The 14,708-nt window shown below is 71.2% G+C and carries 17 protein-coding genes; 7 read left to right on the top strand and 10 right to left on the bottom strand.

Annotated elements, in window-relative coordinates; translation table 11 throughout:
• Nucleotides 1–4: 4 nt before the first annotated feature.
• Entirely contained in the window at nt 5–388 is a 384-nt protein-coding gene (locus tag GTY56_RS12960) for a VOC family protein (RefSeq protein WP_161365367.1), read from the top strand.
• Nucleotides 389–515: 127 nt separating this feature from the next.
• On the opposite strand, the gene GTY56_RS12955 is transcribed toward GTY56_RS12960, so the two are convergent.
• The 5 genes from GTY56_RS12955 to GTY56_RS12935 all read right to left on the bottom strand — a co-directional run bounded on the left by GTY56_RS12955 (nt 516) and on the right by GTY56_RS12935 (nt 5,566).
• Entirely contained in the window at nt 516–1,457 is a 942-nt protein-coding gene (locus tag GTY56_RS12955) for a DUF5829 family protein (protein WP_161365396.1), read from the bottom strand.
• 85 nt (nt 1,458–1,542) lie between these two features.
• On the bottom strand, nt 1,543–2,238 hold the full coding sequence (locus GTY56_RS12950; protein WP_161365365.1) for a DUF4389 domain-containing protein: 696 nt from the start codon (nt 2,236–2,238) through the stop codon (nt 1,543–1,545).
• A 240-nt stretch (nt 2,239–2,478) separates the two neighbouring features.
• Nucleotides 2,479–3,594, bottom strand: coding sequence for an AI-2E family transporter (locus GTY56_RS12945; RefSeq protein WP_161365363.1), 1,116 nt, complete (start codon nt 3,592–3,594; stop codon nt 2,479–2,481).
• A gap of 100 nt (nt 3,595–3,694) precedes the next feature.
• Nucleotides 3,695–4,363, bottom strand: coding sequence for a peptide-methionine (S)-S-oxide reductase MsrA (gene msrA, locus GTY56_RS12940; RefSeq protein WP_161365361.1), 669 nt, complete (start codon nt 4,361–4,363; stop codon nt 3,695–3,697).
• Between the two features lie 81 nt (nt 4,364–4,444).
• Complete coding sequence (locus tag GTY56_RS12935; protein ID WP_161365359.1) at nt 4,445–5,566, bottom strand: hypothetical protein; 1,122 nt, start codon at nt 5,564–5,566, stop codon at nt 4,445–4,447.
• Between the two features lie 119 nt (nt 5,567–5,685).
• Here GTY56_RS12935 and GTY56_RS12930 point away from each other — a divergent pair, with 119 nt between their 5' ends.
• Nucleotides 5,686–6,840: a cystathionine gamma-synthase gene (locus tag GTY56_RS12930; protein WP_161365357.1), complete on the top strand. Its 1,155-nt coding sequence runs from the start codon at nt 5,686–5,688 to the stop codon at nt 6,838–6,840.
• 96 nt (nt 6,841–6,936) lie between these two features.
• Here the strand turns inward: GTY56_RS12930 and GTY56_RS12925 are convergent, their stop codons facing one another.
• The 3 genes from GTY56_RS12925 to GTY56_RS12915 all read right to left on the bottom strand — a co-directional run bounded on the left by GTY56_RS12925 (nt 6,937) and on the right by GTY56_RS12915 (nt 8,400).
• Entirely contained in the window at nt 6,937–7,185 is a 249-nt protein-coding gene (locus tag GTY56_RS12925; protein ID WP_033311307.1) for a hypothetical protein, read from the bottom strand.
• 25 nt (nt 7,186–7,210) lie between these two features.
• Nucleotides 7,211–7,714 carry a sigma factor-like helix-turn-helix DNA-binding protein gene (locus GTY56_RS12920; RefSeq protein WP_161365355.1) on the bottom strand — a complete coding sequence of 168 codons (504 nt, stop codon included), beginning with the start codon at nt 7,712–7,714 and terminating at the stop codon, nt 7,211–7,213.
• A 179-nt stretch (nt 7,715–7,893) separates the two neighbouring features.
• The gene (locus GTY56_RS12915) at nt 7,894–8,400 is read right to left on the bottom strand and encodes a MarR family winged helix-turn-helix transcriptional regulator (protein WP_174569459.1); all 507 of its coding nucleotides are present in this window, start codon (nt 8,398–8,400) and stop codon (nt 7,894–7,896) included.
• 163 nt (nt 8,401–8,563) lie between these two features.
• Here GTY56_RS12915 and ilvA point away from each other — a divergent pair, with 163 nt between their 5' ends.
• The 3 genes from ilvA (at nt 8,564) to GTY56_RS12900 (ending at nt 11,798) form a co-directional block, all read left to right on the top strand.
• Nucleotides 8,564–9,793 carry a threonine ammonia-lyase gene (ilvA, locus tag GTY56_RS12910; RefSeq protein ID WP_161365353.1) on the top strand — a complete coding sequence of 410 codons (1,230 nt, stop codon included), beginning with the start codon at nt 8,564–8,566 and terminating at the stop codon, nt 9,791–9,793.
• Between the two features lie 173 nt (nt 9,794–9,966).
• On the top strand, nt 9,967–10,944 hold the full coding sequence (locus GTY56_RS12905; RefSeq protein WP_161365352.1) for an efflux ABC transporter ATPase subunit, DrrA-related: 978 nt from the start codon (nt 9,967–9,969) through the stop codon (nt 10,942–10,944).
• Entirely contained in the window at nt 10,941–11,798 is an 858-nt protein-coding gene (locus GTY56_RS12900; RefSeq protein ID WP_161365350.1) for an ABC transporter permease, read from the top strand. Before GTY56_RS12905 ends, GTY56_RS12900 begins: the two co-directional genes overlap by 4 nt.
• A 58-nt stretch (nt 11,799–11,856) precedes the next feature.
• Here the strand turns inward: GTY56_RS12900 and greA are convergent, their stop codons facing one another.
• Both greA and GTY56_RS12890 read right to left on the bottom strand, forming a co-directional pair.
• Nucleotides 11,857–12,354, bottom strand: a complete 498-nt coding sequence (gene greA / locus GTY56_RS12895) for a transcription elongation factor GreA (RefSeq protein WP_031104770.1) — start codon at nt 12,352–12,354, stop codon at nt 11,857–11,859.
• 178 nt (nt 12,355–12,532) lie between these two features.
• Nucleotides 12,533–12,931: a DUF4307 domain-containing protein gene (locus tag GTY56_RS12890; protein WP_161365348.1), complete on the bottom strand. Its 399-nt coding sequence runs from the start codon at nt 12,929–12,931 to the stop codon at nt 12,533–12,535.
• Nucleotides 12,932–13,079: 148 nt separating this feature from the next.
• Here GTY56_RS12890 and mca point away from each other — a divergent pair, with 148 nt between their 5' ends.
• Complete coding sequence (gene mca, locus GTY56_RS12885; RefSeq protein ID WP_107455717.1) at nt 13,080–13,961, top strand: mycothiol conjugate amidase Mca; 882 nt, start codon at nt 13,080–13,082, stop codon at nt 13,959–13,961.
• 1 nt (nt 13,962) lies between these two features.
• Nucleotides 13,963–14,265 carry a hypothetical protein gene (locus tag GTY56_RS12880; protein WP_524540099.1) on the top strand — a complete coding sequence of 101 codons (303 nt, stop codon included), beginning with the start codon at nt 13,963–13,965 and terminating at the stop codon, nt 14,263–14,265.
• Nucleotides 14,266–14,708: the final 443 nt, after the last annotated feature.

The raw sequence follows: 14,708 nt of genomic DNA, 5'->3' as shown, positions 1-14,708 counted from the left end.
CCCCATGACCGTGCAGCTGAACCACACCATCGTCGCCGCCCACGACAAGCGCGCCTCGGCCCGGTTCCTCGCCGACCTCCTGGGGCTCGACGTGAGTCCGCCCTACGGCCCCTTCCTCCCGGTCGAGATCTCCAACGGCGTGACACTCGACTTCATGGACAGCCCCGGCGCCATCACGCCGCAGCACTACGCCTTCCTCGTCTCGGAGGAGGAGTTCGACGAGATCTTCGGCCGCATCCGGGAAGCCGGTCTGACGTACTGGGCGGACCCGTTCCACAGCCGTCCCGGCGAGATCAACCACAACGACGGTGGCCGTGGGGCCTACTTCGACGACCCCGACGGCCACCGCCTGGAGATCATCACGAGGCCCTACGGCAGCGGCGGCTGACCGGCGACGTGCTGGAGGGCGAGGGCGTCGAGGCCGCCGTCGACGGAGTGCGTCGAGGCCGCCGTCGACGGAGTGGAGACCGCTGCACGTCCCGAAAACGGCCGGGCCGGGCGGTGCCGGGCCGACCCTACGACCCTTGGCCCGCCGTGCCGGCCGGGTCCTGTTCCTCGAAGGTCCACACCGCGTGTGACCCCGGGCCGACCACCAGCGACGAGTGGCCGATCCGCTCCACGTGCCGGTACGCCACCGGCTGGTTCAATGACATCTCGACCTGCTTGAGGCCCGCCCGCTCCACGGGCACGGAGTCGAAGCGGATCGTGGTGCCGCCGCCCTTCGCGACGACGCCCCCGCCCGGCAGGGACCGGACCGTGAAACCGCCGGCCTTCAGCAACGGCACCGTGTTGGCGAGGTCCCGTGCGGTCACCGCCAGCCGGATCCCGGTCACGTCCCGCATCAGCCGGTCGCGGTAGGTGTCGGGCAGGTAGCGCTCCCGGCCCACGTCACCGGGGTGGGCGGCGGGCTCGGTGTTGCCGCGCGGGTCGGCGAAGTACTCCGGCCGGTACTCCATCCCCCAGGCGCCGAAGAGGTCGTACTCACCGGTGGTGAAGACGGCGTCGAACCAGGGCACGGGGACGCCGTCGCCGAAGTCGCGGGTCTGCCGGAACTCGACCGGGTCGGTGATCCCGGCCTTCCGCAGCCGTTCGGTCACCGTCGGCAGGTCACCGGCGCGCTCGGTGGACACGCCCATGCCGGTGGCGCCGAGGGTGCCGTCCTTGCCGGGCAGGTCACCCACCCCGAACAACTCCAGGTAGGTCTCGCGCCCCATCAGATAGCGGCCGGTCCAGGTCTGCCCGCCGGCGCCGGTCGTGGTGCGGACCTGGAAGGCGGCGAAGTCCCGCAGATAGGAGGAGTGCTCGATGGCGTCCGCGGTCTCCCGGTCGAGCACGCCGTAGCCGTGGTTGTAGAACAGCAGTTGCCGCCCGGTCGCCGTGCCGTCCTCCTCCGCCCGTGCGGTGCCCGCTCCGCCCTGGACCGCCCCCGCGAGGGCCAGAGCGATGACCATGATCAGCTGTAACGCTCGTCTCAGAACCATGCGAGGAGCGTAGGGCGGGAGGAAACGCTTCCGCTGTGGATTTGCCCCCTGCGGGGCGGGGTCAGGCCTTGGCCGGCGGGGAGTCCGGTGGCGCAGCCGGCGGTGACGCGGGTGCGGGCTCCTGCCCGCCCATGTCGAGCCGAAACGGCGGGTACTGGTCCGTCAGCAGCGCCGCGTAGGCCGCCACCCGCGCAGTCCAGCGGGCCAGGCCGATCAGGAAGTCGAAGAGGTGCCGCGGGTAGCGGGCGGTGAACAGCAGGATGACCACGGCCACCAGGGAGAGATACGGCAGCAGCCCGCCGCCCCGCCAGTCGTCCCCGCCGCCCCAGCCGCCACCGGCGATGATCGCGACGGCGAGGTACTGGGGGATCGCCAGCAGCCACCACTTCACCAGCACCAGTCCGCGCGACAGCCGCTCGGGGTAGACGACGTCGAAGCGCGCCGGGTAGTCGGGAACGTCGGCGAGGGTGAACGGCGGGTACCGGTCGGTGCCGAGCGCGGTGTGCGCGTAATAGCCGACCCGCCAGTTCCAGCGCAGCACGCCGACGCTGAAGTCGAAGAGGGGGCGGGGGTAGCGGGCGGTGAACAGGACGGCGAAGAACGCGATCACGGTCACGACGGCGAACGCGATCCACAGGAAGAACAGCACGACGTAGTGCGGGATGGCGAGCAGCCACTTCACCAGCCACAGCCATCGGGACAGCCGGGGATCGACGGATGCTTCCAGACGTACGGGTGACGCGGCGGCAGGCATCATGGGCGGCACTCCTCTCGCCAGCAGACTCGCAAGCGGGAGGCGGCCCCGCGACCTGGACGGGGCCGTTCGCGCGTCCGGCTCCCCGGCCACCTGCACCGGTCACGGGCCTCGGTCGGCACCGGCCTCGGGCCTCGGTCGGCACCGGTTTCGGGCCTCGGTCGGCACCGGTTTCGGGCCTCGGCCGGTCCGGTGACGGGCTGCGGCCACAGGCCCCCTGTCACCGGCCCCGGCTACCGCCTCTCAGGACGGGACGGCGGCGTCGGCGTCCGGCTCGCCGGTGCTCGCGGCGTCCGCCGGGTCGACCAGTTGCTCCCGTACGTAGTTCCAGACCACCGCGATCAGCGCGGCGATCGGGACGGCGAGCAGGCTGCCGACGATGCCGGCCAGGCTGCCGCCCAGGGTCACCGCCAGGAGCACGACGGCCGCGTGCAGGCCCAGGCCGCGGCTCTGGATCATGGGCTGGAAGACGTTGCCCTCCAGCTGCTGCACCACCACGATGATCGCCAGCACGATCAGCGCGTCCGTCAGGCCGTTGGAGACCAGCGCGATGAGCACCGCGACGAACCCGGCGAACAGGGCGCCGATGATCGGCACGAACGCGGAGACGAAGGTCAGCACGGCCAGCGGGAGCACCAGCGGAACGCCCAGGATCCACAGGCCCAGGCCGATCAGCACGGCGTCGAGCAGGCCGACGGCCGCCTGGGACCGCACGAAGGAGCCCAGGGTGGCCCAGCCGCGATCGAACACGGTCGGGACGTCGGTGGCGAGCCGGCCGGGCAGCTGACGGGACAGCCAGGGCAGGAACCGCGGGCCGTCCTTGAGGAAGAAGAACATCAGGAACAGCGCGAGGACTGCGGTGACGACACCGTTGACCACGGTGCTCACGCCCGTGACGACCGCGCCCACCATGCTGCCCACACCCTCCTGGGCACGCGCGACCGCACTGTCGAAGGCCTTGTTGATCTGCGCGTCACCGATGTTCAGCGGCGGCCCCGCGGCCCACTCGCGCAGCCGCTGGATGCCTTCCACGACACCGTCGGTCAGCTCCCCGGACTGGGACGCCACCGGCACGGCGATCAGTGCGACCACACCGGCCGCGACCAGCAGGAACAGCACGGTCACGACCGAGGCGGCCAGCGCGGGCGGCCACCCCCGGCGACGCAGGAACCGGGCCGCGGGCCAGGTCAGCGTGGTCAGCAGCAGCCCGACCACCAGCGGCCACACCACAGACCACATCCGGCCCAGCAGCCACAGGGTCACGGCCAGCCCGGCCAACACCAGCAGAAACTCACCTGACACCCGCGCGGATATCCGCAGCGCGGCACGGGATCTGTCGGAACTCAGAGGCGCAGTCACGCAGGCACCCTATGGGCTGCGGGCGGGCCCGCAGCAGCCGCGCCCCCGGAAGCGGGCGGACCGTCAGCCCCCGACGAAGGACGCAGCGGAGTCCGAAGCGTCACCCACCGGCCCTGGCCACACCGATCGGGCAGGACACACCCGTGCCGCCGATGCCGCAGTAACCCGCCGGGTTCTTGTCCAGGTACTGCTGGTGGTAGCCCTCGGCCGGGTAGAAGGGGCGGCCCTGCGTCGAGACGATCTCCGTGGTGATGCCGCCGTAGCCGGAGGAGGTGAGGACCTTCTGGTACGCCTCGCGGGAGGACTTGGCGATGGCCTCCTGCTCGGGAGTGTGGGTGTAGACCGCCGATCGGTACTGCGTGCCGACGTCGTTGCCCTGGCGGAAGCCCTGCGTGGGGTCGTGGGACTCCCAGAACGTCTTGAGGAGGCGCTCGTACGAGATCCGCGCGGGGTCGAAGACCACGCGCACGACCTCCGTGTGGGCGGTCAGGCCCGAACAGACCTCCTCGTACGTGGGGTTCTCGGTGTGGCCGCCCTGGTAGCCGACGAGTGTCGTCCACACACCGGCCGGGAGCTGCCAGAACGTGCGCTCGGCGCCCCAGAAGCAGCCCAGGCCGAAGTCGGCTGTCTCCAGGCCGCCGGGGTAGGGGCCGAGCAGCGGGTTGCCGAGGACGGTGTGGCGGTCGGGGACCGTGAACGCCGGCTCCGGGCGGCCGGGCAGCGCCTGCTCGGGGGTCGGCAGGTGGGACGTGCGGCGGTGCGGGAACATGCGGTCTCCGATCGAAGCGATGCCCGCTGCAACGTGCCGGGACTTCCCGGAATTCCGGTGAAGTGACCGCACGGGCGGGCGTCAGTGGGGCAGGCTCGCGGGGCTGCCGCCGTTCGCCTCGTAGCCCGCCACCGCCAGCGCGCGGTACACCGCGAACTCCGCCGCCGGGTCGGCGGACAGCGTCCAGGGCAGGGCACCCACATGGCCGTCGATGTGGACCAGCTGGTTCATCGCCTCCGACCAGCGCTCGCTGCGGACCAGGAAGAACACCAGCATGTGCCGTACGTGCGCCAGCATCGGGTCGTCCGGGCGGGCCGAGTGCACCGCGTGCAGCGCGCCGTGGACGGCCTTCGTGACGACTTCGCTCTGCCAGAAGCTCGCGACGAGGGTCACCTCGGGCAGGTGCTCGAAGACCGCGAAGAGGGGCATCGCCGAGAGCAGGGAGCCCTGGGGCGCCCGGGCCGCCGCGGCCTCGGCGAACGAGTAGGCCTCCGCACGGGAGCCGTGCCACTTCTCGCACCAGTAGTGCAGCGCGGCCAGGTGCGCCCCCATGTGGGCCGGGGCGCGGTCCAGGATCTTCAGCCAGACCTGCTCGAAGTCCTTCTGGGAGTAACCGAGACCGCGGGCCACCGACAGCTCGACGATGTAGGGGATCGGGTCGCCGGGGGCGAGCAGCGCCGCGTCGCCGCACGCCGCCCTCGCCTCCTCCATGATGATCCGGAACTCGTCCGTCCCCGGTGTGGCCGTCCGCCAGGCCTGCTGCACCAGGAACTCGGCGTGCACCGCCGCGCCGCCCGCGTCCTTGGGTGCCTCGGCCCGCCACACGCGCAGCCACTGCCCGCCCGGCGCCTGGCTCACACCGCCGGGCCGCCGCGAGAGCTCCAGCGAAGCCGCGCCCGCGAAGGCCTGCACGCGCTGCCAGCGCTGCTCGCCCTCCGTCTCGGTGCCCGCCAGGAGCTGCTGCGCGGCGCGGTAGTCCTGCGTGCGCTGCACCACGTCCAGGACGTCCAGCAGGTCCTGGTCGGGGCCGGGCATGCGGATGTCGAGCTCCTCCTCGCGGACGAAGCCGTAGTTCGCCGGGTCGGCCGCGTCCGGGTGGTCGGGGGAGACCAGCCCTATCGCACCGCCGCGCCTGCGCCGCAGGAAGGGGAGCAGCACGAAGCCCAGCATGACCAGCGCGATCAGGACCCAGAGAATCTCCATGCAACAAGCGAACCAGACCGCGCCGACAATTGGCCAACCTGCTCCCCGAACCTGTGGAAAACCCCGCCTCGCCCGGACCCCCCGGCACTCTTCGCCGCGGCGCACTACCCTCGGTGCTCATGAGCGACAGGCACATCAGTCAGCACTTCGAGACGCTCGCGATCCACGCGGGCAACACCGCCGACCCCCTGACGGGCGCGGTCGTCCCGCCCATCTACCAGGTCTCGACCTACAAGCAGGACGGCGTCGGCGGCCTGCGCGGCGGCTACGAGTACAGCCGCAGCGCCAATCCCACCAGGACCGCGCTGGAGGAGAACCTCGCCGCCCTGGAGGGCGGCCGCCGCGGTCTCGCGTTCGCGTCCGGGCTGGCGGCCGAGGACTGCCTGCTGCGTACGCTGCTCAGCCCGGGCGACCACGTGGTCATCCCCAACGACGCCTACGGCGGCACGTTCCGTCTGTTCGCCAAGGTCGTCGCCCGCTGGGGCGTGGAGTGGTCGGTCGCCGACACGAGCGACCCGGCCGCGGTGCGGGCCGCCGTCACTCCGAAGACCAAGGTCATCTGGGTGGAGACCCCCTCCAACCCGCTGCTCGGCATCACCGACATCGCCGCCGTCGCCCAGGTCGCCCGGGACGCGGGCGCCCGCCTCGTCGTCGACAACACCTTCGCCACGCCCTACCTCCAGCAGCCGCTGGCGCTGGGTGCGGACATCGTCGTGCACTCGCTGACCAAGTACATGGGCGGTCACTCCGACGTCGTGGGCGGCGCCCTGATCACCGCCGACGCCGGCCTGGGCGAGGAACTGGCCTTCCACCAGAACGCGATGGGCGCGGTCGCCGGCCCCTTCGACTCCTGGCTGGTGCTGCGCGGCACCAAGACCCTGTCCGTGCGCATGGACCGGCACAGCGAGAACGCGGTGAAGATCGCCGACATGCTCACCCGGCACGCGCGCGTGAGCAGTGTGCTCTACCCGGGGCTGCCGGAGCACCCGGGTCACGAGGTCGCCGCCAAGCAGATGAAGGCGTTCGGCGGCATGGTCTCCTTCCGCGTCGAGGGCGGCGAGGAGGCGGCCGTCGAGGTGTGCAACCAGGCGAAGATCTTCACGCTGGGCGAGTCCCTGGGCGGCGTCGAGTCGCTGATCGAGCACCCCGGCCGCATGACGCACGCGTCCGTGGCCGGCTCGGCCCTGGAGGTCCCCGGCGACCTGGTGCGCCTGTCCGTGGGCATCGAGAACGCCGAGGACCTGCTGGAGGACCTTCAGCAGGCGCTCGGCTAGCTAGGGCCTCTCGCGACAACGCCGCGGATGCGCGTGCCGGGCTCCGCATCCGCGACATGATCCAGACGACGGGCGGCGGACCGGCCCCTCACCGGGTCACCAGCCGCTCAGGGGCGGAGTCGTCTCGGACGGCGGCTCCACCCACGGGCGGGCCGTCAGCGCCCACACGGTGAACGCCAGGCTCGCCGCGAGCAGCAGCAGCCACAGAGCGCGGCGGGCGAGCGTCCGGCGCCGCAGCATGCGGCCGCCGCGGCGCACCGCCTCCGTGTGGATCTCGGGCGGCAAGGAGCGTGGCGCCTGCTCCAGGAGCCGTCGTACGGCCGCCTCGCGGTCGTTCCCGCTCATGTCGCCCTCCGGTCGTGGTCCGGGCTCATGACGGCACCGCCTTGGTGGCCGTCACCGCGGGCGCCGGGCCCCGCGTCCGGTGCAGCAGGGTGGATGTGGCCCGGTGGCAGATCGCCCGTACGCGCTCCGGGGACAGGCCGAGCAGGGCCGCCGTCTGCTCCTCGGCGACGCCTTCGTACAGCCGGAGGACCAGGACCAGCCGTTCCCGCGGGGTCAGCGGGGCCAGGGGGCTCGCGGGGTCCGGGCGGGAGCGGCCGAGCCCGCCGTGGTGGTGCCACGCCCCGCGCGCGAAGCGGACGGCGAGGTGCGAGCGGGTGCGGTCGTAGGGGTCCTCGCCGCGCAGCCGGTCCCAGCTCGCGTACGTGTGGGCCAGTGACAGCGTCAGAAGGCGCCGCGCGCGGGGGTTGTCGTCCGGGGCCTCCGCGGTGAGCAGTGTGGCGGCGTGCAGCAGCCGCCCGGCCGCGCCCGCGACGAACGCCTCGAACTCCCGGGCGCGACGGGTTGCCCGGGACGCATGCCGCTCCAGCACCGCACCTCCCGCCTGACGGCGACCCTGAGGATGCGGGCACCCGGCCGCATGTGGCGGGGGCCCGGTCTCATATCAGGCCAGGGACGGCCCCGAGGTCAAGAGCCGCGCACGGCCCGGACGGTGCCACGCGCGCGTGGCGACCCGGCCCTCGTAGGGGGTGCCACCGGGCGGCAGGGTGTTCAGGACGCCGGGTCCGCCTCCGGCCCCGGCACCCCCTGGGCCGCCATGCGGGAGGACAGCGCGCTGTTGAAGCGCGTGAGGAGATCGCAGAACGCCTCGCGCTCCTCGGGCTGCCAGTCGTGGGTCAGCTCGGCCATCAACTGCCGTCGGGAGGAGCGCACTTCCTCAAGCCGGGCCTGGCCGCGCGGAGACAGCTGAAGCACCACCGCGCGTCCGTCCTCGGGGTGCGAGGTGCGCTTGACCAGGCCGGTGTCGACGAGCGGTGCCACCTGCCGGGTGACCGTCGACGAGTCGATCCCCATGCTCGCGGCGAGCGCCTTGACGCCCATCGGGCCTTCCTTGTCGAGGCGGTTGAGCAGCAGGTACGCGGCGCGGTCCATGGAGTTGCGCACCTGCCCGACCCCGCCGAGCCGGGTCTGTTCGGCACGGCGGGCGAACAGCGCCACCTCGTGCTGCAGCGTGTCGAGAAGACCGGTGTCACCGACGGTCGTCATGTCCATCGACATTTCAGGTGTTGTGGGCATCGCCGGGGGCTCACTTCGTGGAGGGCTGGCAGATTGGGGGACAGGGTACGCGGCCGGAAGGCGGGCCGTACCGGCGCTGCGCAAAGCGGGTCTCGGAGGTTGGTCACAACGGTCGTTCCCGCCTGTGAACTGCGATGCTGGAGTCATGAGCTACAGCACGGCTGACTCCTTTCGGCCCGTCACCCTCGACGACGTGCGCGGCGCGCAGAAGATGCTCTCGGGTGTGGCGCGGGTGACCGCGATGGAGGGCAGCAGGCACCTGTCCCAGATGGTCGGTGCGCCGGTCCACCTCAAGTGCGAGAACCTCCAGCGGACGGGCTCGTTCAAGCTGCGCGGCGCCTACGTCCGGATCGCCGGTCTGCTGCCGGAGGAGCGCGCCGCCGGTGTCGTCGCCGCGAGTGCGGGCAACCACGCGCAGGGGGTCGCCCTCGCCTCCGCCCTGCTCGGCGTGCGCTCCACGGTGTTCATGCCGAAGGGCGCCCCGCTGCCCAAGGTCAGTGCCACCCGGGACTACGGGGCCGAGGTGCGGCTGCACGGCCAGGTCGTCGACGAGACGCTGGCCGCGGCGCAGGAGTACGCGGCCCAGACGGGCGCGGTGTTCATCCACCCCTTCGACCACCCCGACATCATCGCGGGCCAGGGCACGGTGGGCCTGGAGATCCTGGAGCAGTGCCCGGAGGCGCGCACGATCCTGGTCGGCATCGGCGGGGGCGGGCTGGCCGCGGGGATCGCGGTGGCGGTGAAGTCCCTGCGTCCGGACGTGCGGGTCGTGGGCGTGCAGGCGGCGGGCGCGGCGGCCTACCCGCCCTCGCTGGCGGCGGGCCGGCCGGTGTCGGTCGAGAACCCGGCGACGATGGCCGACGGCATCAAGGTCGGGCGGCCGGGCGACGTGCCGTTCGGGATCGTCGGCGAGCTGGTCGACGAGGTGCGCACGGTCAGCGAGGACGAGCTGTCCGCCGCGCTGCTGCTGTGCCTGGAGCGGGCCAAGCTGGTCGTGGAGCCGGCCGGGGCGAGCCCGGTCGCGGCGCTGCTGAGCGAGCCCGGCGCGTTCGAGGGCCCGGTCGTCGCGGTGCTGTCCGGCGGCAACGTCGACCCGGTGCTGATGGAGCGGGTGCTGCGGCACGGCATGGCAGCGCAGGGCCGCTACCTGGCGGTCCGGCTGCGGCTGACGGACCGGCCCGGTGCTCTTGCCACTCTTCTGGGCGCGCTGTCAGTGGTCGACGCTAACGTCCTCGATGTGAGCCATGTGCGAACCGACCCGCGGCTCGGGCTCACGGAGGCGGAGGTCGAGCTGCACCTGGAGACGAAGGGCCCGGCGCATTGCGCCGAGGTGGGTCAGGCGCTGCGCGAGGCGGGCTACACGGTCATCGGCTGAGCGGGTTCCCAGGCCCGGCCGAGAGCTGTCGCCGATCCGGGCAAGATCCTTTCGTCTCACGGAGAGCAACGCGCAGAAACTCGTAGCGAGACGCGATACATCGCGTTATGGTGTGTTCGTGCGAAGCCTCGCCGGACGTCTGTCCGGTCATCCCCGAAGACGTGGAGACTCATATGCCAGGCGCCATCTACGCCGAAGGTCTGGTCAAGACCTTCGGTGACGTCAAAGCCTTGGACGGCGTCGACCTCGACGTGCCGGAGGGCACGGTCCTCGGCCTGCTCGGGCCGAACGGCGCGGGCAAGACCACCACCGTCCGCTGCCTGACCACCCTGCTGCGCCCCGACAGCGGCCGGGCGGTCGTCGCGGGCATCGACGTGCTCAAACAGCCCGACGCGGTCCGCCGCTCCATCGGCCTGTCCGGCCAGTTCGCGGCCGTCGACGAGTACCTGACCGGCCGGGAGAACCTCCAGATGGTCGGCCGGCTCTACCAGATGCGGGCCAAAGCGGCGAAGGAGCGCGCGGCCGAACTGCTGGAGCAGTTCCACCTCACCGACGCCGCCGACCGCCCCACGAAGACCTACTCCGGAGGCATGCGCCGCCGCCTCGACCTCGCGGCGGCCCTCGTCGTCTCGCCGCCCGTGATGTTCATGGACGAGCCGACGACCGGCCTCGACCCCCGCAACCGCCAGCAGCTGTGGGAGGTCATCAAGCAACTGGTCTCGGGAGGCACGACGCTGCTGCTCACCACCCAGTACCTGGAGGAGGCCGACCACCTGGCGCACGACATCGCGGTGGTCGACCACGGCAAGGTCATCGCCCAGGGCACCTCCGACCAGCTCAAGGCCCGCACCGGCGGCGAGCGCGTCGAGGTCGTGGTGCACGAACGTGAGCACATCCAGGCCGCCGTCGAGGTCCTCGCCGGCTTCGGCAAGGGCGAGACGACGGTCGAGGAGCACATGCGCAAGCTCACCGCCCCCGTGACCGGCGGTGCCAAGCTCCTCGCCGAGGTCATCCGCGAGCTGGACACCCGGGGCATCGAGATCGACGACATCGGCCTGCGCAGGCCCACCCTCGACGACGTCTTCCTGTCCCTCACGGGACACGTCGCCGAGATCAAGGACCAGGAGAACGACAAGGAGGCCGCCCAGTGAGCGCCGTCACCGACACCGTGCGGGTCGCGCCGGCCGCGAACCCGGTCAGCCAGTCGATCCGCGACTCGATGGTCGTCGCCAAGCGGAACCTGATCCGCATGTCCCGGATCCCCGAGATGATCATCTACGGGCTGATCCAGCCGATCATGTTCGTGGTGCTGTTCACCTACGTCTTCGGCGGCTCCATGCAGATCGGCAACAGCACCAGCGCCGCCGACTACAAGAACTTCCTGATGGCCGGCATCTTCGCGCAGACCGTCACCTTCGCCACCGCCAGCTCCGGCGCCGGCATCGCCGACGACATGCACAAGGGCCTCATCGACCGCTTCCGCTCCCTGCCCATGGCGCGCGGCGCAGTGCTCACCGGCCGCACCCTCGCCGACTCCGTGCAGACGGCCCTGACCCTCGTGGTCCTCGCCGTGGTCGCCCTCCTGGTCGGCTGGCGCGTCGGTTCGGACGGCAGCACCAACGCCGCCAGGGTCCTCGCGGGCTTCGGCCTGCTGCTCCTGCTCGGCTATGCGTTCACCTGGATCGGCGCCCTGATCGGCATGTCCGTCCGGACCCCCGAGGCGGCCACGTCCAGCGGCCTGATCTGGCTCTTCCCGGTCACCTTCATCTCGAACGCGTTCGTGGACACCAGCCACATGACCCCGTGGCTGCGCCACATCGCCGAGTGGAACCCCTTCAGCGCCACGGTCCAGGCCTGCCGGGTCCTCTTCGCCAACCCGGGCCAGTCGACGTCGGACGCCTGGCCCATGCAGCACCCCGTGTGGGCCTCGCTGATCTACTCGCTCGTGATCCTTGTGGTCTTCCGGACCCTGGCGGTGCGCAAGTACCGCTCGGCGACGGCATGACGATGCCCCCGGTGCCGCGTGGGCGCCGGGGGCAGATCAAGGCTCGGACCGCGGCGGATCAGCCCTCGTACGGCTCGGCCTTCAGGATCTTCACCAGGGCCTTCTTGCCGTTCGGCAGCTCGTACTCCGCGTCCTCGCCGACCTTGTGGCCGATCACCCCGGTGCCCAGCGGGGACTGCGGCGAGTACGTCTCGATGTCCGAGCTCGCGTACTCGCGGGAGGCGAGCAGGAACGTCAGCGTGTCGTCCTCGTCGCCGTCGAACGCGATCGTGACGACCATGCCGGGCGCCACCGCGCCGTCCGCCGCGGGCGCCTCGCCCACCTTGGCGTTCTCGAGGAGCTGGGTGAGCTGGCGCACACGGAGCTCCTGCTTGCCCTGCTCCTCCTTGGCCGCGTGGTACCCGCCGTTCTCACGCAGGTCGCCCTCTTCGCGCGCAGCGGCGATCTTCGCGGAGATCTCCGCCCGCGCGGGACCAGTAAGGTGCTCAAGCTCAGCCTTGAGCTTGTTGTACGCCTCCTGGGTCAGCCAGGTGACGTTCTCGCTGGTCTGGGTCACAGGTGCTCCTCGTAGGTACTGGGAATACAAAGCATCGCCCTACCCAGAAGAATGTTCCTTCACGGAAGGGCGAAACCACGAGCCTAACAATTCAGGGGCCCAAGGGGGAGGACATAAGCCACCAGATTCACGTCAATGCAGGTCAGGTGCTACGTATTCCAGGTGATGCCGGTCGGCGTCAGCCGGTGTGGCAGCCCAGCAGCTCGGCCGTGGTCCCCGGAGAGGTCGTACGGAGCGTGACGACCTTGTCGATGCGGGTCCCGTCTCCGTCGAAGCGGAAGTCGGCCCGGCCCACCTCGGCCCCGTCCTCGGCCTGCGAGCGCACGGTGCAGTAGCCCTTGGCGCCGGCGTCCTTGCGGACCTCCAGATGCACCTGCACGGACTCCTTGCCCGGCTCGAAGCTGATCACCTCGGCGCTGATCTCGCTCTTGGCGACGTAGTGGTAGCCGAACCAGCCGACGAGCCCCAGCAGCGCCACCGCCAGGACGGCGCCCACGACCTTGAGCGTACGGTCGGCGCGCTCGTCCGAGGAACGGCCGTATCGGCCCTCGGGCAGTCGCGTGCTCGCCGTACTCATGATCGTCCTCCTGGCAGGGGCCGGGACGCAGGTCCCGGAAGGGGTGCCGGCACCGGGCCCCGGAATTATTCGCCCCCCGATTCGGTCACTATAGAAGCCGCTGATTGCGCCGACGCACACAGGGCGCCGACTTACTGAGGATTGAGTCTTGACTGACCAGTTGCGACTGATGGCCGTTCACGCCCACCCCGACGACGAGTCGAGCAAGGGCGCTGCGACCATGGCGAAGTACGTGTCCGAGGGGGTGGACGTGCTGGTCGTGACCTGCACGGGCGGGGAACGCGGCTCCATCCTCAATCCCAAGCTCCAGGGCGACGCGTACATCGAGGAGCACATCCACGAGGTGCGCAAGAAGGAGATGGACGAGGCCCGGGAGATCCTGGGCGTCAAGCAGGAATGGCTCGGCTTCGTCGACTCGGGCCTGCCCGAGGGCGACCCGCTGCCGCCGCTGCCGGAGGGCTGCTTCGCCCTGGAGGACGTGGACCACGCGGCCGGGGAGCTGGTGCGCAAGATCCGAGCCTTCCGCCCGCAGGTGATCACCACCTACGACGAGAACGGCGGCTACCCGCACCCCGACCACATCATGACCCACAAGATCTCCATGGTGGCGTTCGAGTCGGCCGCGGACACCGAGAAGTACCCGGAGGCGGAGTACGGCCCCGCCTACCAGCCGCAAAAGCTCTACTACAACCAGGGTTTCAACCGCCCGCGCACCGAGGCCCTGCACCAGGCGATGCTCGACCGCGGCCTGGAGTCCCCTTACGGGGACTGGCTCAAGCGCTGGGAGGAGTTCGGCATGAAGCAGCGCACGCTCACCACGCACGTCCCGTGCGCCGACTTCTACGAGATCCGTGACAAGGCGCTGATCGCCCACGCCACGCAGATCGACCCCGACGGCGGCTGGTTCAAGGTGCCGATGGAGATCCAGAAGGAGGTCTGGCCGACGGAGGAGTACGAGCTGGCGAAGGCCCTCGTCGATACCTCCCTCCCCGAGGACGACCTCTTCGCGGGCATCCGCGACAATGCCTGACATGAGCGCAAGCGCAAGCCTGGCAATGACGCACCTCGTCTCCTTCGCCAAGGAGGTCGACGAGGACAAGGTCACCCCCGGCGTCCTCGGCTTCATCGTCTTCGCGGCGATGGCCCTGGCGGTGTGGGCACTGATGAAGTCCATGAGCCGGCACATGAACCGGGTCGACTTCACCCAGGTCCCGGACCCGAAGGCGGAGCAGCCGGAGCAGCCGGAGCAGTCCCCGGCGGACCCGGACCCGGACGCGGACGCGAACGTCGCGGAATCGGAGCCGTCGAGCCAGGGCGCCAAGAAGCAAGGCTGACGCCCCCACCCGGGGACGCCACCCGTCGGTGGCCGCACCGAACGCCGCCGACGGGTGCGTGGCGCGTATCCCGGAGCACGTCGACGGTCGCCCGGCGCGTGCCCCGCGAGCGTCGCCGGCAGGGGGCCGCGCGCGCCGCGGGCCCCACGCCTTCGACTCCATCCGTCGCGTCGCACGCCCCGATGAGTGCCGTCGGCGGCTGCCTCGCGCAGGAGCAGCGCCGCCCGGGAGCGACTCGCCCTCGCGAGGAGCACCCCCGGGCGCACCGGAGCGCGCCCTTCTCGCCTGACGCCGTGGGGGCAGGGCCCATCACTCCCGGGGGCTTTCGCTTTCCGTCCACCCTTTCGCTCTCCGTTCCACCGGCGACCCCTGCCTCGGGCGCATCACGTCGCGTGCATCAAGGAGTCCCGCCCAGAGTGCGTCGCCGTAGCGTGGAGCCCCCC

This window comes from Streptomyces sp. SID5643, from assembly GCF_009872555.1.
Taxonomy (GTDB): Bacteria; Actinomycetota; Actinomycetes; order Streptomycetales; family Streptomycetaceae; genus Streptomyces; species Streptomyces iakyrus.
This window is presented reverse-complemented; position numbering and strand designations above follow the sequence as displayed.